Annotated in this window: 19 protein-coding genes; 12 read left to right on the plus strand and 7 right to left on the minus strand. The window is 65.9% G+C overall.

The window, feature by feature from the left end:
* Positions 1-2 precede the first annotated feature (2 nt).
* Together P0086_RS14510 and P0086_RS14515 are read right to left on the minus strand one after the other, a co-directional pair.
* Positions 3-308 carry a type II toxin-antitoxin system RelE/ParE family toxin gene (locus tag P0086_RS14510; protein ID WP_112593729.1) on the minus strand — a complete coding sequence of 102 codons (306 nt, stop codon included), beginning with the start codon at positions 306-308 and terminating at the stop codon, positions 3-5.
* A complete protein-coding gene (locus P0086_RS14515; protein WP_162702445.1) occupies positions 305-589 on the minus strand; it encodes a CopG family ribbon-helix-helix protein in 285 nt (94 codons plus the stop codon). Before P0086_RS14515 ends, P0086_RS14510 begins: the two co-directional genes overlap by 4 nt.
* A gap of 93 nt (positions 590-682) precedes the next feature.
* Here P0086_RS14515 and P0086_RS14520 point away from each other — a divergent pair, with 93 nt between their 5' ends.
* The 8 genes from P0086_RS14520 to P0086_RS14555 all read left to right on the plus strand — a co-directional run bounded on the left by P0086_RS14520 (position 683) and on the right by P0086_RS14555 (position 9,416).
* Positions 683-1,591 carry a DUF3445 domain-containing protein gene (locus P0086_RS14520; protein ID WP_275786712.1) on the plus strand — a complete coding sequence of 303 codons (909 nt, stop codon included), beginning with the start codon at positions 683-685 and terminating at the stop codon, positions 1,589-1,591.
* Between the two features lie 133 nt (positions 1,592-1,724).
* Entirely contained in the window at positions 1,725-3,176 is a 1,452-nt protein-coding gene (locus P0086_RS14525) for a homospermidine synthase (RefSeq protein ID WP_275786714.1), read from the plus strand.
* 169 nt (positions 3,177-3,345) lie between these two features.
* The gene (locus P0086_RS14530) at positions 3,346-3,714 is read left to right on the plus strand and encodes a hypothetical protein (RefSeq protein ID WP_112593726.1); all 369 of its coding nucleotides are present in this window, start codon (positions 3,346-3,348) and stop codon (positions 3,712-3,714) included.
* 41 nt (positions 3,715-3,755) lie between these two features.
* A complete protein-coding gene (locus tag P0086_RS14535; protein WP_275786717.1) occupies positions 3,756-4,589 on the plus strand; it encodes a PhzF family phenazine biosynthesis protein in 834 nt (277 codons plus the stop codon).
* 172 nt (positions 4,590-4,761) lie between these two features.
* Positions 4,762-6,618, plus strand: coding sequence for a 5'-nucleotidase C-terminal domain-containing protein (locus P0086_RS14540; RefSeq protein ID WP_275786720.1), 1,857 nt, complete (start codon positions 4,762-4,764; stop codon positions 6,616-6,618).
* Between the two features lie 129 nt (positions 6,619-6,747).
* Positions 6,748-7,779 (plus strand): ferrochelatase, encoded by a 1,032-nt coding sequence (gene hemH / locus P0086_RS14545; protein WP_275786723.1) that lies wholly within the window; start codon positions 6,748-6,750, stop codon positions 7,777-7,779.
* 161 nt (positions 7,780-7,940) lie between these two features.
* Positions 7,941-8,954, plus strand: coding sequence for an SPFH domain-containing protein (locus P0086_RS14550; protein WP_275786726.1), 1,014 nt, complete (start codon positions 7,941-7,943; stop codon positions 8,952-8,954).
* Positions 8,955-8,957: 3 nt separating this feature from the next.
* On the plus strand, positions 8,958-9,416 hold the full coding sequence (locus tag P0086_RS14555) for an NfeD family protein (protein WP_275786728.1): 459 nt from the start codon (positions 8,958-8,960) through the stop codon (positions 9,414-9,416).
* Positions 9,417-9,421: 5 nt separating this feature from the next.
* On the opposite strand, the gene P0086_RS14560 is transcribed toward P0086_RS14555, so the two are convergent.
* Entirely contained in the window at positions 9,422-10,081 is a 660-nt protein-coding gene (locus P0086_RS14560; protein ID WP_275786730.1) for a hypothetical protein, read from the minus strand.
* Between the two features lie 158 nt (positions 10,082-10,239).
* On the minus strand, positions 10,240-11,235 hold the full coding sequence (locus P0086_RS14565; RefSeq protein ID WP_275786733.1) for a KpsF/GutQ family sugar-phosphate isomerase: 996 nt from the start codon (positions 11,233-11,235) through the stop codon (positions 10,240-10,242).
* Between the two features lie 171 nt (positions 11,236-11,406).
* On the opposite strand from P0086_RS14565, the gene P0086_RS14570 reads away from it, so the two are divergent.
* Positions 11,407-12,870: an outer membrane beta-barrel protein gene (locus P0086_RS14570; protein WP_275786736.1), complete on the plus strand. Its 1,464-nt coding sequence runs from the start codon at positions 11,407-11,409 to the stop codon at positions 12,868-12,870.
* A gap of 87 nt (positions 12,871-12,957) precedes the next feature.
* On the opposite strand, the gene galU is transcribed toward P0086_RS14570, so the two are convergent.
* Positions 12,958-13,845, minus strand: coding sequence for a UTP--glucose-1-phosphate uridylyltransferase GalU (gene galU / locus P0086_RS14575; protein WP_112593719.1), 888 nt, complete (start codon positions 13,843-13,845; stop codon positions 12,958-12,960).
* Positions 13,846-14,048: 203 nt separating this feature from the next.
* Here galU and P0086_RS14580 point away from each other — a divergent pair, with 203 nt between their 5' ends.
* The 3 genes from P0086_RS14580 (at position 14,049) to P0086_RS14590 (ending at position 17,073) form a co-directional block, all read left to right on the plus strand.
* The gene (locus P0086_RS14580) at positions 14,049-15,272 is read left to right on the plus strand and encodes a lytic murein transglycosylase (protein WP_112593718.1); all 1,224 of its coding nucleotides are present in this window, start codon (positions 14,049-14,051) and stop codon (positions 15,270-15,272) included.
* A 176-nt stretch (positions 15,273-15,448) separates the two neighbouring features.
* Entirely contained in the window at positions 15,449-16,669 is a 1,221-nt protein-coding gene (locus P0086_RS14585; protein WP_275786738.1) for a DUF459 domain-containing protein, read from the plus strand.
* Positions 16,666-17,073, plus strand: coding sequence for a VOC family protein (locus P0086_RS14590; RefSeq protein ID WP_275786741.1), 408 nt, complete (start codon positions 16,666-16,668; stop codon positions 17,071-17,073). Before P0086_RS14585 ends, P0086_RS14590 begins: the two co-directional genes overlap by 4 nt.
* A 120-nt stretch (positions 17,074-17,193) precedes the next feature.
* Here P0086_RS14590 and P0086_RS14595 read toward each other — a convergent pair whose 3' ends face one another.
* Positions 17,194-18,651, minus strand: coding sequence for a glutamate synthase subunit beta (locus P0086_RS14595; protein ID WP_148179320.1), 1,458 nt, complete (start codon positions 18,649-18,651; stop codon positions 17,194-17,196).
* A 183-nt stretch (positions 18,652-18,834) separates the two neighbouring features.
* Entirely contained in the window at positions 18,835-23,556 is a 4,722-nt protein-coding gene (gene gltB, locus P0086_RS14600; protein WP_275786744.1) for a glutamate synthase large subunit, read from the minus strand.
* Positions 23,557-24,061: the final 505 nt, after the last annotated feature.

Here is a 24,061-nt window from a genome sequence, read left to right on the forward strand (position 1 = left end):
GCTCAGCCCCCTTCTTCATTGCCCAGATCCGTGCGCGGCGCCCTTTGCCGGCCGTCGAACACCTCGAGAATTTCGATGACGCCGTCCTCGACGCGGTAGGGCAGCGAATAGACGGTGCCGGCCACAATCAGACGGCGGACATCGGTCCGATGAGTCGGAAGCCCGAGATGTGGCTGCTGTTGCAGCAGTTCGACGGCATGGAGGATGCGACGTGCGATGCCGTTGGCGGCTGCCGGATTGTGCTCGGCGATATAGGCGCGGATGGCGACGAGATCGGCAAGGGCCAGGCGCGCCCATATCACCTTCATCGCTGCCGCTTTACAGCTCCGGCAACCGGCGGCTGCTTCTCACTGTCCGTGCCCCAGCTGGACAACCAGTCGGACACCGCCTCGTGCGTGGCGAACTGCCCGTCGCCTGCGGCCTGGACTGCCTCGTCGATGGCGGCGACCTGCCAGCCGTGCCGGTCGAGATACTCGGCAAGCGCCTCCTCGGCGAGGAATGATCGCGGCCGCCGCGTGGCCGCCGCCAACTGGTCCAGCCGTTCCTTCATCTCGTCGGACACCCGCAGCGAAATGACGTTCTGAGACATGGCGTATACCCTTAAATACGATGTATACAGAATAGCACGACCCCGCGCCCTTTCACAATCGGATGGGCATCGCAGCGATCGATCACGGCTCGCATGACCCAGCCCGCCTACACACCCTATGACGGCTCCGCCCGCCTGTTCACGATCGGTCTCGGCCAGCTCGACCCCGACCGCTGGCTGGAGCCGGACGACGAGATCGAACGCTACCTTGCGGAAAAGGAGCGCGTGCTGGCGCAGCACCGCGACCAGGTCTTCGTCGAGGAGGACGGCACGCGGGAGGCGCAGGCCGAGGTTCTGGACCTCGTCGCCGGTTTCGTCACGCGACGGCATCCGCAGCGCTATCACCGTGACGGCGAGGCGATCGTCATCGAGAACGGGGCCGGCGGCCGCAAGGTCCGGCTGGACGATCCGGACGTATCGCCGCTCCTCGCAGCAGGCGCGCTCGTCCAGGACGACCTCGTGATCATGCGCAGGCGGGACACCGGCTGGCACCTCGTCGCGGGCTATGTCTCCTTCCCCTCCTCTTGGTCGCTGCCGGAGAAATTCGGCCGGCGGATGGAGGATATCCATGCGCCGGTGCCGGATTTCGGCGACGGCAGCCGCAATGCCGCCCTCATCAACCGGATGTTCGACAACCTGCAGGTGGAGCGTCCCGTCTTCCGCTTCAACTGGTCGATCAACCCGGACGCCGACCTCTACTATCCGGCCTCCAAGGCGCATGGCGCGCTGCCGTCCGGCCACGACCTCGCGCTCGATCGCACCTTTGCGCGGGTGGAGCGGCAGACGCTGCGCCGCCTGCCGGCCTCGGGCGACATCCTCTTCACCATCCGCATCTACAACGATCCGCTGGCGGCCGTCCGCAGCCTGCCGAACGCCGCCGAGGTGGCCGAGACATTCGCAAGCCAGCTCGAGGAACTGACCGATCCGCAGGCCGCCTACAAGGGCCTGATCGACAGGCGCACGGCCTTGGCAAAGCTGTTGCGCTCGCACCCGACCGGCTAGCAAAGCCTGCGGCAGCCGCCCTGCCCACTTTATTGTGACGGAATTCTATGCTCTAGGCTGTCTCCGGATCGAAAAGGGCCGCGCGGCCCTCTTTTTGCGACATCGGGACGCTTCCCGTCAGGAGAACGAAAGAATGGCAGAAACGAGCTATCCGGTTTACGGAGAGATCACGGGCCCGATCATCATGATCGGCTTCGGTTCCATCGGTCGCGGCACGCTGCCGCTGATCGAGCGTCACTTCAAGTACGACAAGAACCGCCTCATCGTCATCGAACCGCGCAAGGATGCTGCCGACGACGAGATCTTCAAGAAGCACGGTGTTCGCCACGTCACCGAATTCGTGACGAAGGAAAACTACAAGGACCTGCTGAAGCCGCTTCTCAAGGAAGGCGGCGGCCAGGCCTTCGTGGTCAACCTCTCGGTCGACACCTCCTCGCTCGACCTCATCAAGCTCTGCCGCAAGCACGACGCGCTCTACATCGACACGGTGGTGGAACCGTGGCTCGGCTTCTATTTCGACAAGAACCTGAAGAACGCCGACCGCACCAACTATGCGCTGCGCGAGACGGTGCGCAAGGAGAAGGCGAAGAACCCCGGCGGCACCACCGCCGTCTCCACCTGCGGCGCAAACCCGGGCATGGTGTCCTGGTTCGTCAAGGAGGCGCTGGTCAACCTCGCTCGCGACCTCGGCATCAAGCACGACATCCCTGCGCAGGACGACCGCGAGGGCTGGGCCAGGCTGATGAAGAAGGTCGGCGTCAAGGGCATCCACATCGCCGAGCGCGACACCCAGCGCACCAAGCGTCCGAAGCCGCTCGACACCTTCTGGAACACCTGGTCGGTGGAAGGCTTCATCTCCGAGGGCCTGCAGCCGGCCGAGCTCGGCTGGGGCACCCACGAGAACTGGATGCCGAAGAACGCCAAGAAGCACAAGAAGGGTTGCAAGGCGGCGATCTACCTCGAGCAGCCGGGCGCCAACACCCGCGTGCGCACCTGGTGCCCGACGCCCGGCCCGCAATACGGCTTCCTCGTCACCCATAACGAATCGATCTCGATCGCCGACTTCTTCACCGTCCGCGACAAGGACGGCGACGTCACCTACCGGCCGACCTGCCACTATGCCTACCATCCGGCCAACGACGCCGTGCTGTCGCTGCACGAGATGTTCGGCAACGGCGGCAACGCCCAGCCGGTCCATCACGTCCTCGACGAGAACGAGCTGGTCGACGGCATCGACGAGCTCGGCGTGCTGCTCTACGGCCACGACAAGAACGCCTACTGGTACGGTTCGCGCCTGTCGCTCGAAGAGACCCGCAGGATCGCCCCCTACCAGAACGCCACCGGCCTGCAGGTGACCTCCGCCGTCCTCGCCGGCATGGTCTGGGCGCTGGAGAACCCCAAGGCCGGCATCGTCGAGGCCGACGAGATGGACTACCGCCGCTGCCTCGAGGTCCAGCGTCCCTATCTCGGCCCGGTCGAGGGCCACTACACCGACTGGACCCCGCTCGACGGCCGCCCGGGCCTGTTCCCGGAAGACCTCGACACCAAGGACCCGTGGCAGTTCCGCAACATCCTCTTCCGATAGGCGCGAACACCACACTGTTTCAAGGGAACGCCCGCCGCCGCGCGGGCGTTTGCATTTGCGGCGGATAACACCCGACCTTCCGGGGCGTCTCTTGCTTTCACCGCCCGATCGCGGCATGGTCGGGCCGACTTTTGAAACCCTTTTGCCGGGTAAGTCTACGGAGTCCCTGATGAAACCCTTGATCGTTGCTTCCCTGTTGACCGCTGCTGCGGCGCTCGCTTCCTGCCAGAGTTCGGAGCGTGCGAACACCTATGCCCCGGTCGCCCAGGCGCCGCAGGGCGTGGACGGATCATGGGTGGATGCGAACGGCCTGGTCTCCACCTTCAACGGCGGCCAGTTCGCCACCCGGACGACCGACACCAATACGACGATGGCGACCGGCACCTATGTCCAGCAGCCCGGCGGACTGATCGAGATCAGCCTGTTCTCCAACATCTCCAAGTCGGCCTCCAAGGCCAACTGCTCGCTCGTCACCCCGCGCCAGCTGAACTGCACCTCGAGCTCGGGCGCCCAGTTCACCCTGAACCGCCAGGGCTGAGCGCCCCCCTTCGCAGCCGGCCGCGCCTTCGGGAGAAGACCTTGGACATTCAACGCATCGCAGCCTTCTCCGAAGGCGAGACCGGCGGCAATCCCGCAGGCGTCCTGATCGCGGAAGCGCTGCCCGCGCCTGCGGACATGCAGCGGCTCGCAGCCGAGGTCGGTTTTTCGGAGACGGCCTTCGCCGCGCCGCAGGGCGACGGCTGGCGCGTGCGCTACTTCTCGCCGAAGATCGAGGTGCCGTTCTGCGGGCATGCGACGATCGCACTCGGCGCCGCCCTCGCCCTGAAATTCGGCGACGGCACGTTTGCGCTGGCGCTGAACGATGCCGACATCTCCGTCCAAGCGACGAAGGCGGACGGCGTCGTCTCGGCCGCCCTGCAGTCTCCGCCGACGCGCAGCCGGCCTTCGCCGCCCGCATTGACCGCCGAGATCATGGCGCTCTTCGGCTTTTCGGCAGACGACCTCGACCCGGCCATTCCCCCTGCCCTCATCAACGGCGGCGCCGATCATTTCGTGCTGGCGCTGAAATCGCGCGAGCGCCTGGCCGCGATGGCCTATGATTTCGAACCGACCCGCGCGGTGATGCTGCGCGAGGGCTGGGCGACGATCCTGCTCGCCTTCGCCGAGACGCCGCGGCTGTTCCACACCCGCAACCCCTTCGCCTCCGGCGGCGTCTACGAGGATCCGGCGACGGGTGCCGCAACCGCTGCCTTTGCCGGATACCTGCGCGATCTCGGCTGGCCGCACGAAGGCTCGATCGAGATCGTCCAGGGCGAGGACATGGGCATGCGCTCGCGTCTCCATGCCGAGATCCCGGCCGAGCCGGGCAGCTCGATCCGCGTCAGCGGCACGGCGCGGATCATGCGGGGCTGAGGCGCTTCCGGGCGCCGGCGCTTAACCTTCTTCCACAGCCGGCGCCGGCCCGATCGGTTTTCCTCTTGAAGTTGCGCCTGCGCGGTGGAACCATCGGTTCCGTTCGGGAACCGAGGCCGCCCGGCGCCTGCCTGAGAAGCGGCCCTCCCGCAGGAAACAGGAGAACCTGCCCATGAATTGCATTCGCATCGGCCTCTTGGCCACCTCCCTGCTGGCCCTGTCCGGAGGTACGGCATTCGCCGACTACGAACTGAACATTCTCCACATCAACGACCTGCACTCGCGCATCGAGCCGATCAACAAGTACGATTCCACCTGCTCGGCCGAGGAGGAGGGCAAGAACGAATGCTTCGGCGGCATCGCCCGCGTGAAGACGGCGATCGACACCCGCCGCAAGGCGCTTTCCGACGCCGGGGCGAACGTTCTGGTGCTCGACGCCGGCGACCAGTTCCAGGGCTCGCTGTTCTACACCACCTACAAGAGCCAGGCGGTCGCCGATTTCATGAACGGCATCGGCTTCGACGCCATGGCCGTCGGCAACCACGAATTCGACAACGGCCCGGAGGAACTGGCGAAGTTCCTCGACAGGGCCAAGTTCCCGATCATCTCCGGCAACACCGTCGCCGGCGCCGACACGCCGATCGCCAACCGCATTCCCGGTTACGTGATCAAGGACATCGGCGGCCAGAAGGTCGCCGTCGTCTCGGTGCTGGCCACCGACACCGACGAGACCTCCTCCCCCGGCAAGAGCGTCTTCTTCGAAGACGAGATCACCTATCTCAAGGGCGTCATCCCGACGATTAAGGCCGAGGGCGTCAACAAGATCGTGCTCCTCTCCCACGTCGGCTACCGGCGCGACCAGGAAATCGCCCGGGCCGTCGACGGCATCGACGTCATCGTCGGCGGCCACAGCCACACGCTTCTGTCCAACACCGACGAGAAGGCCATCGGCCCCTATCCGACCTTCGTCCGGAACCCCGCCGGCGTCGACGTGCCGATCGTCCAGGCCTATGCCTATTCGAAATATCTCGGCGACCTGAAGGTCGTTTTCGATGACGCAGGCAATGTGAAATCCGCCAGCGGTGCGCCGATCCTGCTCGATGCCGCGTTCACGCCCGACGCCGGCTTCGTAGCGAAGGTGAAGGAACTGGCAGGCCCGATTGAGGAGATGAAGACGAAGATCGTCGCCGAGACCGCCGCCCCGATCGACGGTACGCGCGAGAGCTGCCGCGCCGGCGAGTGCGAGATGGGCAATCTCGTCGCCGACGCCCTGCTCGACCGCACCAAGGGACAAGGCGTCACCGCCGCGATCACCAACGGCGGCGGCCTGCGCGCCTCGATCGACGCCGGCCCGGTCTCCATGGGCGAGATCATCACCGTGCTGCCGTTCCAGAACACCGTCTCGACCTTCGGCCTGAAGGGCTCCGACATCGTCGCGGCCCTGGAGAACGGCCTGAGCGAGATCGAGGACGGCGCCGGTCGCTTCCCGCAGGTCGCCGGCATGAAATTCACCTTCGACACGTCGAAGCCCGCCGGCAGCCGCGTCGTCTCCGTGCAGATGCGGGAGGGCGATGCCTTCGTCCCGCTCGACCCCGCCAAGGTCTACACGCTCGCCTCCAACAACTACATGCGGGCGGGCGGCGACGGCTACAAGATCTTCGCCACCGCCGCGACGAACGCCTACGACTTCGGGCCGACGCTCGACGAAGTGCTCGCCGACTACCTCGCCGCCCACCGGCCGTACAAGCCCTATACCGACGGGCGCATCGCCACGGTCTCTGCCGCAACGGCCGCTGCAGCACCCGCAGCGCCGGGCACGTCGACCGAACCGGCGGCGGCCGCCCCGGCATCGCCCGCGCCGGCGACCGGCCCCGCCAAGCATGTCGTCGTACGCGGCGATACGCTTTGGGACCTGGCCGAGGAAGCCTATGGCGACGGCTTCCAGTGGCGGAAGATCTCCGAGGCGAACGGCAATCCGGAACCAAGGGCGCTCGCCATCGGTTCAGAGCTGGAAGTCCCGGCCAAATAAAAGGACAATTTGTCTCAACATTCGCGCCGGCCCGGGCTTCCCCGGTCCGGCTTTTCTTTTTAGAACGGTTTTAGGATTTGCCGCCCGGCCGGTACCGCTACCGTCAGACCGAACGCACAGGACCCGAACATGCAGAATGCCGCCACGAAGCCCGCCGATCATCCATCCGTCAAGCACGGCAGGATCGGCGTCCTGCTCGTCAATCTCGGCACGCCGGACGGGACCGACTACGCCTCGATGCGCCGCTACCTGAAGGAGTTCCTGACCGACAAGCGGGTGATCGAGTGGCCGAGGATCGCCTGGTACCCGATCCTGTTCGGCATCGTGCTGAACACCCGCCCGGGCAAGGTGGGCAAGGCTTACGAACTGATCTGGAACAAGGAGAAGAACGAGAGCTTCCTGCGCACCTATACGCGCAACCAGGCGGAACTGATGGCGACCGCGCTTGCCGACCACCCGGACGTCATCGTCGACTGGGCGATGCGCTACGGCCAGCCCTCGATCGCCTCGCGCATGGAGCACCTGCAGAGGCAGGGGTGCGAGCGCATCCTGCTCTTTCCCCTCTATCCGCAGTATGCCGCCGCCACCACCGCGACCGTCAACGACAAGGCCTTCGAGGCGCTCCTGAAGATGCGCTGGCAGCCGGCGCTGCGCACCGTGCCGCCCTATCACGACGATCCGACCTATATCGAGGCGCTCGCCAATTCCATCACCGCCCATCTTTCGACGCTCGACTGGGAGCCGGAGGTCGTGCTCGCCTCCTTCCACGGCATCCCGAAATCCTATTTCGACAAGGGCGACCCCTACTACTGCCAGTGCCAGAAGACCGCGCGCCTGCTGCGTGACCGCCTCGGCTGGTCGGAGGAGAAGCTGCGGGTGACCTTCCAGTCCCGTTTCGGCCCGGAGGAGTGGCTGCAGCCCTATACCGACAAGACGGTGGAGCGGCTGGCGCAGGAAGGCATAAAGAAGATCGCCGTCCTCAATCCCGGCTTCGTCTCCGACTGCCTGGAGACGCTGGAGGAGATCGCCGGCCAGGCGGCCGAGAGCTTCCACCACAATGGCGGCGAGAAGTTCGCCCACATCCCCTGCCTGAACGACAGCCCCGACGGCATGGCCGTCCTGGAGAAGGTCGTCCGCCGCGAACTCGCAGGCTGGATCTGATCCGGCCTGACGGGTCGACTGGCAGCGACGGGCGAAATTGCGCTGGCCTTGGGGCGGGGATTGCGTAGAGTGGCGCGGATAACGCGTTGAATCTGCGCACAATCCCGCCCGGACCCTTCCGCACGACCGGGCACCGTGCGCAAAGCCGAAGGGGACGGGGCATGTCGTTGGACGGTTTGGATATTTTTGTCGTGGCACTGGTGATCCTGGTGCTGTGGCTGCTGTTTGCCGGGATCAAGACCATACCGCAGGGCTACCAGTACACGGTCGAGCGCTTCGGCCGCTACACCCGCACGCTGCAGCCGGGCCTGAACCTGATCATCCCCTTCTTCGACAAGATCGGCGCGCGGATGAACGTGATGGAGCAGGTGCTGGAGATCCCGACCCAGGAAGTCATCACCCGCGACAATGCCAGCGTCTCCGCCGATGCGGTCGCCTTCTTCCAGGTGCTGAATGCCGCCCAGGCGGCCTACCAGGTCTCCAATCTGGAAAATGCGATCATGAACCTGACCATGACCAACATCCGCTCGGTCATGGGCTCGATGGATCTCGACGAGCTCCTGTCCAATCGCGATGCCATCAACGAGCGGCTGCTGCATGTCGTCGACGATGCGGCCGGCCCCTGGGGCGTCAAGATCACCCGCGTCGAGATCAAGGATATCGCACCGCCGAAGGATCTCGTCGATGCGATGGCGCGGCAGATGAAGGCCGAGCGCGAGAAGCGGGCTCAGGTGCTGGAGGCCGAAGGCGCCCGCAACGCCCAGATCCTGCGCGCCGAGGGCGCCAAGCAGTCGGCGATCCTCCAGGCCGAGGGTCAGCGCGAGGCCGCCTTCCGCGACGCCGAGGCGCGCGAGCGCCTGGCCGAGGCCGAGGCCAAGGCGACGAGGATGGTGTCGGAGGCGATCGCCGCCGGCGACGTGCAGGCGATCAACTACTTCGTGGCGCAGAAATACACCGAGGCGCTCGCCACCGTCGGCACCGCGCCGAACGCCAAGATCGTGCTGATGCCGATGGAGGCCTCGTCGCTGATCGGCTCGCTCGGCGGCATCGGCGCCATCGCCCGCGAGGTCTTCGGCGACGGCCCGCAGCCGGTCCCGCCCCGCCCGCGTGGCGCGACGCCCGCGGCAGGCGGCGTGGTCCGCAATCCGTTCGACACGACGCAACGGGAAAGCTGAGCCATGATCGCCAAGATCGCAGCCGAGCTCGGCCCCTGGGCCTGGTGGGTGCTCGGCGTCGTGCTGCTGACGCTGGAAGTGCTGATGCCCGGCGTGTTCCTCGTCTGGATCGGCATTGCCGCCATCGTCACCGGCGCTCTCTCGCTGCTTCTCTGGGAGACCGACTGGTGGGTCTGGCAGCTGCAATGGCTGGTCTTCGCCGCCCTTTCCATCGCAGCCGTCCTCGTCGGCCGCAGGCTGGTCGCCCGCAACGAGAAGCGGACGGACGAACCCTTCCTGAACCAGCGCGGCCAGAGCCTGATCGGCCGCACCGCCACCCTCGACCAGCCGATCACCGAGGGCCGCGGCCGCATCCGGCTGGACGACACCGTCTGGAGCGTCAACGGCCCCGACCTGCCAGTCGGCACCCGGGTGCGCGTCGTCGCCAGTTCAGGACGCGAGCTGACGGTAGAGCCGGCATAGCGAAGCTAGTCTTCGCTGTCTGGAAATATGTGCTCGATAAACAGTTGGCCTTTTTTTGTGAGCATGACGCGAGCAGGAGCATTGCGCGACGGATCAGTGCTCCACGAGTGCACAGGGCCGATTTCAAGCCTAGTTCCAACGAGACCCATATTGATCAAATCATGTAGAATCATCTCGTTGAGAGTCATCTGATGTGCCATGAGACTTGTGTCGCTCGTGCGCCGCATTTCCGTAGTTATGCCCACTTGCCTAAGTTCCATTTCGTATAGGGGAGCCTTTCCAGGGCCGCCACGATTTGCGACAACATGAAGCATAAGCACGTGCCCCTCCGTCACTCGGTCTAGTAGCGAAAACACCATGACCGAGAGATCAAACGGATAGCTGCGTTCAAATATCCCTTGAATTGCGGCATTCCTCAGAGCTTCAAGCTTCTTCTCACCGATTGATTTCGCTGCAGTTTCAAAAGCGCTCAACAGCAACGGCTGTGTCTCAGGTTTGCTCAGCGCGTCACCAATGTCTAGCGATGAGGATTGCTCCAACTCTCGAAGTCGCTCCGCCAATGAAACGGCAAAATATCGGTATGCTGCACAACGCGGATCTTCCCAGAGCTTCCCCGCAAGCAACTGCCAGAGGCTACCAAGAGGCAAAGCTCCGACAAGCGCCATAGCGAGATCTCTGACCGGTCCAGTCGGTGGCTCTCTCGAAATGTCCGGCCGTGTCATCCAATACCGCCCCTTTCTCGATCAAGCTTCATCGATATCAGGTGCGCCGACCTTTCTCTAGTTCGCTCGCAAAGCTCAGCGAATGGCCGTGCCTCAGCCGCTCAGGCGACGCCGATGCGCAGGAGGTCGTGGAAATGCACGATGCCGATCGGTTGCGTCGTCTCGTCTGTGACGATCAGTGCCGAGATGTTGTGCTGGTTCAAGAGCCCGAGCGCGGCGGTCGCGAGCGTCGTCGGCCTCACCGTCTTCGGCGTGCGCGTCATGATGTCGTCCACATCGAGTTCGGCGAGATTGCGCGACAGGTTGCGGGCGATGTCGCCGTCGGTGACGATGCCGACCAGCTTGCCTTCGTCATTGACGACGCCGACGCAGCCATAGTGCTTCTGCGACAGGAGCAGGACGGCCGCCGGCATCGACGTGCCGAGCGGCACGAGCGGCATGTTCTCGCCGCTGTGCATGATGTCGCCGACATGGGTGAGGCTCGCGCCCAGCTTGCCGCCGGGATGGAACGTCTTGAAGTCGGTGGCGGTGAAGCCGCGCGCCTCCAGCAGCGCCACGACCAGCGCGTCGCCCAGCGAAAGCTGCATCAGCGTCGAGGTGGTCGGCGCCAGCCCATGCGGGCAGGCTTCCTGGGTCTTGGGCAGCAAGAGCACGATGTCGGACTCGCGCGCCAGCGCCGAGCGCTCGCCGGAGGTGATCGCGATCAGGGGGATCGAGAAGCGCCGGGAATAGGAAACGATGCCCTGCAGCTCGGAGGTCTCGCCGCTCCAGGACATGGCGAGGATCACATCGTCGGCGCCGATCATCCCGAGGTCGCCGTGGTTGGCCTCGACGGGATGGACGAAGAAGGCGGGCGTGCCGGTGGAGGCGAGCGACGCGGCGATCTTGGTGCCGATATGGCCGGACTTGCCGATGCCGGTGACGATGACCCGTCCCCGGATGTCGCCGATCGTGCGCACCGCATCGCAGAAGGCGTCGTAGAGGGGTCCATTCAGCGCGTCGGCCAGAGCATCGAGGCCGGCACGTTCGGTTTCGACGGTACGGATCGCAGAGGCGATCGCGCCGCTGCTTTCCACGAGTGCTTGTCTTTTGATCATGGCTGCCTGTTAGCGCTTTTGCCTCGCGATGTCCATCAGGCGCCGGCCCGGACCCGGTCACACAGCGTAAGCTACGGAAACCGAACGTTAACCGTGTTGCTTTACCTGTGATTAGGAATTTCAGAAATCATTGCGAACCCCATGGCATACCGGCAGAACAGATCAGACAGGGTGCGACCGACCGCGCCGCCGCACCACAGGGCTGCCGGCGCGCTCATTGTCGCCTCGCTGCTTGCGACCTTGCCGGCGCAGGCCCAGGAAGCCGATCCGTCTGCGCTGGGCACCGTCGATCCGATGGGCGCGGAGGCTTCTGCGCAGGCGCTCGACGCCGCGGCTGCGGCGACCCCGCAGGGCGCCTCCTTCGACGCCCCCGCGCCGGCCGACCCGGCCGCCCCGACCGCTCCCGACGCCATCGAGACGAAGGCCCTGGAGGCGGCGCCGGACGCCGGCCGCCAGAACCTGCCGACCGCCTCGGTCGAGGGCTTTCGCAACGGCGCCGTCCCCTATTCCGAGGACCCGCCGGGCATCGGCATCGGCACCTTCACGCTGCGGCCATCGCTCGAACAGGGCATCGGCTACGAACGCACCAAGACCGGTGACCAGACCGACACCCGCGGCTTCTCCACCACCACGCTGCGCGGCTCGCTCGTCTCCGACTGGTCGCGCCACCAGCTGACGATCGATGGTTCCGGCACCTACGAGCGCAACTTCACCGACAGCGAGAACACCGAGCCGGAGGTGGATATCGGCGCCGACCTGCGGCTCTACCTTTCCGGCGAGACGACCGCCAACCTCACCGCCGGCTACAGCCTCGAGCGGGAGGACATGGCCGATCCCAACGCCGTCTCCGGCGCCTCCGTGCAGTCGGCCGTGCAGAACTTCTCCGGCGGCGCCCGCATCCAGCGCGACTTCGGCCTGATTCGCGGCACGTTCGGTGGAACGGTCGACCGCGAGACCTATGGCGATGTCGAATTCTCCGACGGCTCGACGCTGTCGCAGAAGGACCGCAACACCGTGACCGGCATCCTGACGGCCCGGATCGGCTACGAGATCTCGCCGGCCCTGATCCCCTTCGTCGAGGCGTCCGGCGGGCGCGTGCACTACGACGAGGCACGGGATTCGAACGGCTATGCCCGCTCGGGCGATCTCTATGCGGGGCGCACCGGCATCGAATTCGACTTCGGCGAGAAGCTGCGCGGCGAACTGGGGATCGGCTTCGACCGCCAGACCTATGACGACGACCGCCTGGAGGCGATCAACGCCTTTGCCGCCGACAGCGCCGTCGACTGGTCGCCGCGGCGCGGCACCAATGTCAATCTCGGGCTGAGGACGTCGATCGAGCCTTCGACGACGGCGGGCGAAAGCGGCTACGTCTCCTACCTCGGCAGCACCGAGATCACCCAGGAGGTGCGGAGCAATCTCGTGGCGCGGCTCCTGGGCTCCTACGAATGGCGTGACTTCCAGACCGCCTCGTCCGCCGACCAGAACGTCTACATCATCGGCACCGGGCTGGCGTGGAACTTCAACCGCTACCTCGCCCTCAGCGGCGACGTCTCCTACGAACTGACGACGCAGAAGAACAGCGAGGACACCGGCGTCACCCGTGCCGGCCTCGGCCTGGTGCTGCGCCGCTGACATTTCAAAGATGCGTGGAGAGTGTCCGGGCCGGTTTCACCCTGGCCGGGAAAGGTTCCGCGCCGGTCAGGCACGGAACCGTGTGCCTCAGTGGAGGCTCTTGAGCAGCGCCTGCAGCGGTCCCTCGACGGCCGGGCGGATGTCGCCGCGGGCGAGCGCGAAGGCGACGTTGGCGAGGATGAAGCCATCCTTCGCGCCACAGTCATAGGTCTCGCCCTTGAAGTGATAGGCCGCGAACGGCTGCTCCTTCAGAAGCTTCAGCATCGCATCGGTCAGCTGGATCTCGTTGCCGGCGCCGCGCTCCTGCGTGGCGAGGATCGAGAAGATCTCCGGCTGCAGGATGTAGCGGCCGTTGATGAAGAAGTTGGACGGAGCGGTGCCGGGCGCCGGCTTCTCGACCATCTGCGTGATGCGGCGACCCTCGCCGACCGTCTCGCCGACGCCGACGATGCCGTACTTGTGCGCCTGGTCGGGTGCGCATTCCTCGACCGCGATGACGTTGCCGCCGTCGTGCTCGTAGAGCTCGACCATGCCGGAAAGGCAGCCCTTCGGCGCCTTCATGATCATGTCCGGCAGAAGCAGCGCGAAAGGCTCGTTGCCGACGAGGTCGCGGGCGCACCAGACGGCGTGGCCGAGGCCGAGCGGCTCCTGCTGGCGGGTGAAGCTGGTCGAGCCCGCCACCGGCAGGATGCTCTCCAAGAGCGTCAGCTCGGCGGTCTTGTTGCGCTGGCGCAGCGTCTGCTCCAGCTCGACCTGGATGTCGAAATAGTCCTCGATGACCGCCTTCGAGCGACCGGTGACGAAGATCAGGTGCTCGATGCCCGCTTCCAGCGCCTCGTCGACGACGTACTGGATCACCGGCTTGTCGACGACGGTCAGCATTTCCTTCGGAACCGCCTTGGTGGCGGGGAGGAACCGCGTTCCCAGACCCGCAACCGGGAACACTGCTTTTCGTACCTTGCGTTTTTCGGCCATCATCAACCTCATGTTGGCCCCGCGTTCATCGGGGGCTTAGTTCAGTGCTGCCTTAGCTTCAATTTGCTATCATTTTGCAAAGAGAGACGTGCTGGGGAATCCATGGTAAAGAATTTGTTGACTTCATGTCTGTAGGCTGAGCTTTCCACCGGAAGCTTACTGCTCCGCCCTGTCGAACTTTCGAAAGACGGAACCAACGACCGATGCATCAGCTTAGCAATTCCAGGCTCCTCCGCTCCGCACGTGCCATCCTCGTCTCCGCGGCTCTCTTGGTTCCCGCCACCGCCGCGCATGCCGATGCCGGCTTTCAGAAGTGGATTGCCAATTTCTACGCGACGGCGGCCAAGGGCGGCATCTCGAAATCGACCTACCAACAGGCCTTCAAGGGCGTCAAGACGCCGGACCCCGACGTCCTGGAAAAAGCCGCCTATCAGCCGGAGTTCAAGCACAAGATCTGGGACTACCTCGATTCGCGCGTGAACCCCTATACGGTCAAGATCGGGCAGGAGATGGCCGCCAAGTACGGCCGCACCCTTGCCGCCGTCGAGAAGCGCTACGGCGTCGACCGCAACATCCTGCTCGCCATCTGGTCGATGGAATCGAACTACGGCGCGGTGCTGTCGAAGGAAGACCGCCTGCACTACGTGCCGCGCGCGCTCGCCACGCTCGCCTATGCCGATCCGAAGCGGGCGAAGTTTGCCCGCACCCAGCTGATCGCCGCCCTCAAGATCATCCAGAACGGCGACATCCCCGCCGCCGAGATGACCGGCTCCTGGGCCGGCGCGATGGGCCACACCCAGTTCATTCCCTCGAGCTACCTGCTCTATGCGGTCGATGCCGACGGCAACGGCCACCGCGACATCTGGAACTCGGTGCCCGATGCGCTCGCAACCGCGGCCAATCTCCTGCACAAGAACGGCTGGCAGCCGGGCAAGACCTGGGGCTACGAGGTGGTCGCGCCGGGCGGCGGCAGCGCCTATGAAGGCCAGACCAAGACGCTGGCCCAGTGGCAGAAGCTCGGCTTCAGGCGGCCGACCGGCAGCGGCTTCAGGAACGGCGGCGATCGCGCCGAACTCCTGATGCCGGCCGGCGCAGACGGCCCGGCCTTCCTGATGACCCGCAACTTCTTCGTCATCAAGCGCTACAACGCCTCCAACTCCTATGCCATGGGCGTCGGCATGCTGGCCGACCAGCTCGCCGGCTACGGCGGGGTGAAGCAGCGCTGGCCGCGCCCGGACGGCTCGCTCGACATTTCCGAGAAGTTCGAGCTGCAGACGCGGCTGAAGCAGCTCGGCTACTATGACGGCGAGGTCGACGGCAATCTCGGCTCCAGCTCCAAGGCCGCGATCGAGGCCGTCCAGAGCCGGCTCGGCCTGGCGGCGGACGGCGAGCCGAGCACCCGTCTCCTGCAGGCCCTGCGGAAATAGCCCCGGTCCTGCCGCAAGCCACATGGCGGGCGCCAACCGGCGCCCGTTTTCGTCAGTCCGTTGGACGAAAACGCCGCCATCGGCATTGACGCTTTCCCGATCCCCCGCAATTTGCGATGATTGCCGGCAAGAATGCCGGGAGCCCGGCTCCGACAGCAACGAGGACCCCGCCGCGCATGGTACGCTTCCACCGCCTGCTGGTGTTTCTGGCCTGCCTTGTGATCGCCGTGCCGCCGGCCGCGATCTACTCGGACGCCGTGGCGCAGGAGCGCGTGCAGCGCCGGACCGTGCTCGACTTTCTCTTTGGCGGGTTCCGGCGCCGGCCGCGCGCGACGGTGCAGCCGCGGGCGCAGCAGCGGGTGCAGCCCCGCCGCACCCAGGCGAGGAGCCAGAAGCCCAAGGCCCGCACCAAGGCGCCGCAGGTGGCCGCCCCCGCAGCCCCCGTCATGGTCGAGAAGCTGGCGGACGCGCGCAAGGTGCTCGTCGTCGGCGATTTCGTCGCCTCCGGCATCGGCGACGGCCTGACCGAGGCCTTCCTGCAGATGCCGGGCGTGACGATCGAGGCGCGGACCAACGGCTCGTCCGGCCTCGTGCGCCAGGACTACTATGACTGGGACCGGCAGCTCCCGGCGCTGATCGACGAGATCAAGCCGGCGGTCGTCGTCCTCAGCCTCGGCGCCAACGACCGGCAGATGATGGCGATCGGCGGCGCGAAGGAGAAATTCCGCAGCGAGACCTGGACGGCGGAGTACACCCGCCGCGTCGAAAAGCTCGCACACGATGCCCGCGGCAAGGACGTGCCGCTCCTGTGGGTGGGCATGCCGGCCTTCCCCACTGCGTCCATGACCGCCGACATGTCCGCCTTCAACACGATCTACCGCAACGCGGTGGAGAAGGCGGGCGGCACCTTCATCGACATCTGGGACGGCTTCGTCGACGAGGACGGCAAGTTCGTCGTCACCGGCTCCGACATCAACGGCCAGCAGGTGCGCCTGCGCGGCTCCGACGGCGTCTCGATGACCAAGGCGGGCAAGCGCAAGCTCGCCTTCTACGTCGAAAAGGAAATCCGCCGGCTCCTGGGCGACGCCATGACCGTGGATGGCCAGAAGCAGGGCGGCGAGGCGGTTTCGGACGAGCTGGTCACCGCCCCGGCCGATCCGGCCGATATCCTCAAGACCCAGCCGATCAGCCTGACCGATCCGACGCTCGACGGCGGCCTGGTCCTTCTCGGCGGCGCCGCACCCGACACGACGAGCGGCCGCAGCCCGCGCGACCGCATGGTCGAGAAGGGCGATTTCGCCGCAGCCCCCGCCGGCCGCGTCGACGACTTCCGGCTGGACAAGCTCCGCCCGGCGATCAACGTCACCCAGGCGCCGGCCCGGCAGGACGAGCGATGACCGAAGAGTCCACCGCCGCGACCCGCTCCACCTTCCTCGCCGTCGAACCGCAGCTCTACGTCACCGCCATCGAAGCCGCCTGCGACTACTACGGCGAACGGCTCGGCTTCACCGTCGCCTTCGTCTACGGCGATCCGCCCTACTATGCCCAGGTCTACCGTGACGGCGTGCAGTTGCACCTGCGCCAGGTGGACCGGTCCCCGTTCGCCGCCGATTTCCGCGCCAGCGAAGAGGATGCGCTCAGCGCCACGATCATCGTCGAGGACGCCGCAGCACTCGCGGCCGAGTTCGAGGCCGCCGGCGCAAGCTTTCACCAGCCGTTGCGGACCGAGGAATGGGGAACGAAGACGATCATCGTCGCCGACCCCGACGGCAACCTGATCGCGTTTGCCAGTTCCGCCTGACGGCGCCCGCCGGTCGGCCGCTGGAGGCCCCTCCGGGACACGCATTCGAAAACGGAAAACCCCGCAGGCCGGTCCGGCTTGCGGGGTTTCGATTGCTCAGGCTGGGCTCTGCCGGCCCGCTCAGCGCGGCAGGGTCGTCGAGCCCATCAGCGCCTCGTCGATGGCGCGCGCCGCCTGGCGGCCTTCGCGGATCGCCCAGACGACGAGCGACTGGCCGCGGCGGACGTCGCCGGCCGTCCAGAGCTTGTCGACCGAGGTCTTGTAGTCGCGGTCGTTGGCGACGACGTTGGAGGAACCGCGCTTGTCGGTGTTGATCGTCAGCCGCTCGCCGAGGTCCTTCAGCACGCTGTCGGTGAAGGGACCGCGGAAGCCGATGGCGATGAAGGCGAGGTCGGCCTTGATGATGAACTCGGTGCCGGCGATCGGCTTGCGGCGATCGTCCACCTGGCAGCACTTCACGCCGGTGAGCACGCCGTCCTCGTCGCCGACGAATTCAAGCGTGCCGACCTGGAACTCGCGCACGGCACCTTCGGCCTGCGAGGAGGAGGTGCGCATCTTCGTCGCCCAGAACGGCCAGACGGCGAGCTTGTCCTCCTTCTCCGGCGGCTGCGGGCGGATGTCGAGCTGGGTGACCTTCACCGCGCCCTGGCGGAAGGCCGTGCCGACGCAGTCCGACGCGGTATCGCCGCCGCCGACGACGACGACATGCTTGCCGCCGGCGAGGATCGGATCGGAAGGCCAGCCGACGCTGTCGATGTTCTCGCGGCCGACCCGGCGGTTCTGCTGGACGAGATAGGGCATGGCGTCGTGGACGCCGGCGAAGTCGACGCCGGGGATGCCGGCGTCGCGCGGGGTCTCCGAGCCGCCGCAATAGAGCACGGCATCGAACTCGGACAGAAGCTCGTCCATCGCCTTGTCGACGCCGACATTGACGCCGCAATGGAAGGTGACGCCCTCGCCACGCATCTGCTCGACGCGGCGATCGATGAAGTTCTTCTCCATCTTGAAATCCGGGATGCCGTAGCGGAGCAGGCCGCCGGGCTTGGATTCGCGCTCGAAGACGTGGACCTCGTGGCCGGCGCGGGCGAGCTGCTGCGCCGCCGCCATGCCGGCGGGGCCGGAGCCGATGACGGCGACCTTCTTGCCCGTCTTGACCGTCGCCGGCTGCGGCACGATGTAGCCCATCTCATAGGCCTTGTCGGCGATCGCCTGCTCGACGGTCTTGATCGCGACCGGCATGTCCTCGAGGTTCAGCGTGCAGGCCTCCTCGCAAGGGGCTGGGCAGACGCGGCCGGTGAATTCCGGGAAGTTGTTGGTCGAATGCAGGTTGCGGATCGCCAGTTCCCAGTTGCCGCTGTAGACGAGGTCGTTCCAGTCGGGGATCTGGTTGTGGACCGGACAACCCGTCGGGCCGTGGCAATAGGGAATGCCGCAATCCATGCAGCGCGCGGCCTGCTTCTGGACCTCCTGGTCCGACATGGGGATGGTGAATTCGCGGAAGTGGCGAATGCGATCCGACGCCGGCTGGTACTTCGCAACCTGACGATCGATCTCCAAGAAACCTGTAACCTTACCCACGAGTGTATTCCTCACTTCATAGCGGGGGAACCGAAGGTCCCCAGTACCAGTAGGCAAATCCCATTGCCGCGCCCAGTACGATGAATTCCAAACCGATTTCGCCGTTCATCCAGAAGACGGCCGCCGGGACGGCGGCCGCGATGCCGACTGAAATCACCCGATGAATGATGGCCGTTAGGCCATTCACTCCGCTGCCTCGGCCATATTCATGCGCTCCATCTCCTCGAGCGCGCGCCGGTATTCGACCGGCATGACCTTGCGGAACTTCGGACGGAAGTCCGCCCAGTTGTCCAGGATGTCCTTGGCGCGTTTCGAGCCGGTGTAGTGCAGGTGGTTGGAAATGAGCTGGTACAGGCGCTCCTCGTCGTGCCGGTTCATGTCGCCGGACACGTCGACCCTGCCCTTGTGCATCAGGTCGCCGCCGTGGTGGTGCAGCTTCTCCAGCATGTCGTCCTCCTCCGGCACCGGCTGCAGCTCGACCATCGCCATGTTGCAGCGGCGGGCGAAATCGCCCTCCTCGTCCAGCACATAGGCGACGCCGCCCGACATGCCGGCCGCGAAGTTGCGGCCCGTCTGGCCGATGACGACGACGACGCCGCCGGTCATGTACTCGCAGCCGTGGTCGCCCACGCCCTCGACGACCGCCACGGCCCCCGAGTTGCGCACGGCGAAGCGTTCGCCGGCCACGCCGTTGAAGTAGCACTCGCCCGCGATCGCGCCGTAGAGCACGGTGTTGCCGACGATGATGGAGTCTTCGGCGACCGTCTTCGACGTTTCCGGCGGACGCACGATGATCTTGCCGCCCGAGAGCCCCTTGGCGACATAGTCGTTGCCGGCGCCCACGAGGTCGAAGGTGATGCCGCGCGCCAGGAACGCCGCGAAGGACTGGCCGGCCGTGCCGTTCAGGCGCACGGTGATCGTGTCGTCCTTCAGGCCCTTGTGGCCGTAGCGCCTGGCGACTTCGCCCGACAGCATCGCGCCGGCCGAGCGGTCGACGTTCTTGATGTCGACCTCGAACGCGGTCGGCGTCTTGCTCTCCAGCGCCGGCTTTGCCTTCTCGATCAGCGTGCGGTCGAGAACGTCGTGGATCGGGTGGTTCTGCCGCTCGGTCCAGTAGGTCGCCTCCTTCGGCGCATCCACCTTGTGGAAGATGCGGCTGAAGTCGAGACCCTGCGACTTCCAGTGCGAGATCAGCGTCTCCTTCTCCAGGAGCTCGGACTGCCCGATGATCTCGTCGAGCCTGCGCACGCCGAGCGATGCCAGGATCTCGCGGACTTCCTCGGCGACGAAGAAGAAGTAGTTGACCACGTGCTCCGGCGCACCCTTGAAGCGCTTGCGCAGGACCGGATCCTGCGTGGCGACGCCGACCGGACAGGTGTTCAGGTGGCACTTGCGCATCATGATGCAGCCCGCCGCAATCAAGGGCGCTGTGGCGAAGCCGAACTCGTCGGCACCGAGCAGGGCACCGACGACGACGTCGCGGCCGGTCTTCAGTCCGCCGTCGACCTGCAGCGCGACGCGCGAGCGCAGCCCGTTCAGCACCAGCGTCTGGTGGGTTTCGGCAAGGCCGATTTCCCAGGGCGAGCCGGCATGCTTGAGCGAGGTCAGCGGCGAGGCGCCGGTGCCGCCGTCGAAGCCTGCGACGGTGATGTGGTCGGCGCGCGCCTTGGCGACGCCGGCGGCCACCGTGCCGACGCCGACTTCCGAGACGAGCTTGACCGAGATGTCCGCCTGCGGGTTGACGTTCTTCAGATCGTAGATCAGCTGCGCCAGATCCTCGATCGAATAGATGTCATGGTGCGGCGGCGGCGAGATCAGGCCGACACCCGGCGTCGAATGCCGGGTCTTGGCGATCGTGGCGTCGACCTTGTGGCCGGGCAGCTGGCCGCCCTCGCCGGGCTTGGCGCCCTGCGCCACCTTGATCTGCAGCACGTCGGCATTGACCAGGTATTCGGTGGTGACGCCGAAGCGGCCGGAAGCCACCTGCTTGATGGCCGAGCGCTCCGGGTTCATCGAGCCGTCCGCGAGCGGGGTATAGCGGTCCGCTTCCTCGCCGCCCTCGCCGGTGTTCGACTTGCCGCCGATCCGGTTCATGGCGATCGCCAGCGTCGTGTGCGCCTCGCGGCTGATCGAGCCGAAGGACATCGCGCCGGTGGAGAAGCGCTTGACGATCTCGGAGGCCGGCTCGACCTCGTCGATCGAAACCGGCTCGCGGCCCCAGGCGCTCGCGTCCTTGATCGAGAACAGGCCGCGGATGGTGTTCATGCGCAGCGACGAGGCGTTCACCATGTCGGCGAACTCCTTGTAGCGGTCCTGCGCATTGCCGCGCACGGCATGCTGCAGCGAGGCCACCGCATCCGGCGTCCAGGCATGTTCCTCGCCGCGCATGCGGAAGGCGTACTCGCCGCCGATGTCGAGCGTATTCGCCAGGATCGGGTCGCGGCCGAAGGCGGCCTTGTGGCGGGCGACCGTCTCGCGGGCGATCTCCTCCAGCCCGACGCCCTCGATGGTCGTCGCGGTGCCGAAGAAGTACTTGTCGACCAGCGCCGACGACAGGCCGATCGCATCGAAGATCTGCGCGCCGCAATAGGACTGATACGTCGAAATGCCCATCTTGGACATGACCTTCAGGATGCCCTTGCCGACCGCCTTGATGTAGCGGTAGACGACCTCGGCCTCGTCGACCTCCTTCGGGAACTCGCCCTTCTTGTGCATGTCGGTGAGCGTGTCGAAGGCGAGGTAGGGGTTGATCGCCTCGGCGCCGTAGCCGGCGAGCAGGCAGAAATGGTGCACCTCGCGCGGCTCGCCGGATTCCAGCACGAGACCCACCGAGGTGCGGAGCCCCTTGCGGATCAGGTGATGGTGCACGGCGGCCGTGGCCAGCAGTGCCGGGATCGCGACGCGGTCCGGGCCGATCTGGCGGTCGGAGAGCACGATGATGTTGTAGCCGCCCTTGACCGCCGCCTCGGCGCGCTCGCACAGCCGGTCGAGCATCTCCGGCATGGCTTCCGCCCCGCGCGAGATGTCATAGGTGAAGTCCAGCGTCTTGGTGTCGAAGCGGTCTTCCGTGTGACCGATCGAGCGGATCTTCTCCAGATCGCCGTTGGTCAGGATCGGCTGGCGCACCTCCATGCGCTTGGCATGCGCCGCCCCCTCGTGATCGAGGATGTTCGGCCGCGGGCCGATGAAGGAGACGAGGCTCATCACCAGTTCCTCGCGGATCGGGTCGATCGGCGGGTTGGTGACCTGGGCGAAGTTCTGCTTGAAATAGGTGTAGAGCAGCTTGCCCTTGCTCGACATCGCCGAGATCGGCGTGTCGGTGCCCATCGAGCCGATCGCCTCCTGGCCCGTCGTCGCCATCGGCGACATCAGGAGCCGGGTGTCCTCCAGCGTGTAGCCGAACGCCTGCTGGCGGTCGAGCAGCGACACGTCGCGGCGCAGCGCCCGCGGCTCCACCGGCCGCAGGTCCTCCAGGATCAGCTGGGTGTTGTCCAGCCAGGTGCGATAGGGATGCTTCGAGGCGAGGTCCGACTTCACCTCCTCGTCGGAGATGATGCGGCCCTTTTCCATGTCGATCAGAAGCATCTTGCCCGGCTGCAGGCGCCACTTCTTGACGATGTTCTCGTCCTTAACCGGCAGCGTGCCGGCCTCGGAGGCGAGGATGACGCGGTCGTCGTCGGTGACGATGTAGCGGGCCGGACGCAGGCCGTTGCGGTCGAGCGTCGCGCCGATCTGCCGGCCGTCGGTGAAGGCGACCGCCGCCGGGCCGTCCCACGGCTCCATCAGCGCGGCGTGATACTCGTAGAACGCCTTGCGCTCGGGGCTCATCAGCTGGTTGCCGGCCCAGGCCTCGGGGATGAGCATCATCACCGCATGCGCCATGGAATAGCCGCCGCGGATCAGGAACTCGAGCGCGTTGTCGAAGCAGGCGGTGTCCGACTGCCCCTCGTAGGAGATCGGCCACAGCTTGGTGATGTCGTCGCCGAACAGCGGCGAGGAGACCGAGGCCTGCCGGGCCGCCATCCAGTTGACGTTGCCACGCAGCGTGTTGATCTCGCCGTTGTGGGCGACCATGCGGTAGGGGTGCGCCAGCTTCCAGGAGGGGAAGGTGTTGGTCGAGAAGCGCTGGTGCACCAGCGCCACCGCGCTTTCGAAGCGCGGATCGGCCAGGTCCTTGTAGTAGGCGCCGACCTGGTAGGCCAGGAACATCCCCTTGTAGACGATCGTCGAGGACGACAGCGACACCGGATAGAAGCCGCTCTCCTCGCCCTGGTATTCGTCGTAGATGCGGTTCGAGATCACCTTGCGCAGCGTGAACAGGCGCCGTTCGAACTCCGCGGTCGTGGCGGCGTCGCGCCCGGCACCGATGAAGATCTGCACGTGCTTCGGCTCTGTGGCGGCGATCTCCGGCGCCTTCGAAAGCGATGCGTTGTCGACCGGCACGTCGCGGAAGCCGAGCAGCACCTGCCCTTCCTCGGCGACGACGTCCTCGATCACCTTCTTGAAATGCGCGACGAGCGTCTCGTCCTGCGGCATGAAGATGTGGCCGACGGCATATTCGCCGGCCTTGGGCAGGGTGACGCCCTGGCTCGCCATTTCCTCGCGGAAGAAGCGGTCCGGGATCTGCACGAGGATGCCGGCACCGTCGCCCATCAGCGGGTCGGCGCCGACGGCGCCGCGATGCGTCAGGTTCTCGAGCATGAACAGCCCGTCCTTGACGATCTGGTGCGACTTCTGGCCCTTCAGGTGCGCGACGAAGCCGACGCCGCAGGCGTCATGCTCGTTGCGCGGATCGTACAGCCCCTGCTTTTTGGGAAGACCGATGCGTCGCGCCGTCGTTTTGGCGTCCGTCGCAGTCGTCTGCGCGCGGGTCAAACCAAAACTCTTCGACGCGAAATCCGTCATCGTCTTTCCTCCTGTGGCCCGCTCGGACGCGGGCAGGCTTTCGCCCGCGTGCCGACCGTCTGCATTCCTTGCAGTCCGGCCCCGCGGGCATCATCGTTGCATGAACCGTACCGGGCGGCAAACTGAAGTCGGCCCGGTCAGGCATAAACGTCAGAAACCGTCGCAATCTGCATGGCATTCGCGATCGGCTTGCGATCGGCGCCGCTTGCATCCCGCCCGAACACCCGCAAAAGGCGAGCGATCGGACATCGTTTCGGTCCCCTGACCGAAATAGGACAGCAAGACTGTCCTATTTCGTAGGCTCTATGCCAGAAACGGCCCGACGCTGCAAGGGCATTTGGCCAAAATATTAACATCCAATGGCGAAAGATTGCGAATGGGCGCATATCTTTTGAAATTTAATTACGACGGCACGACCGAAGGTTTCTGTTAATTCCAAAAACGGCCTTTCGCCCCGTTTCGCCTCCGGATGCCGTTGATCGCCGTCCACGCTCGGCTAATGTCG

Source organism: Mycoplana sp. MJR14 (assembly GCF_029210525.1).
Taxonomy (GTDB): Bacteria; Pseudomonadota; Alphaproteobacteria; order Rhizobiales; family Rhizobiaceae; genus Mycoplana.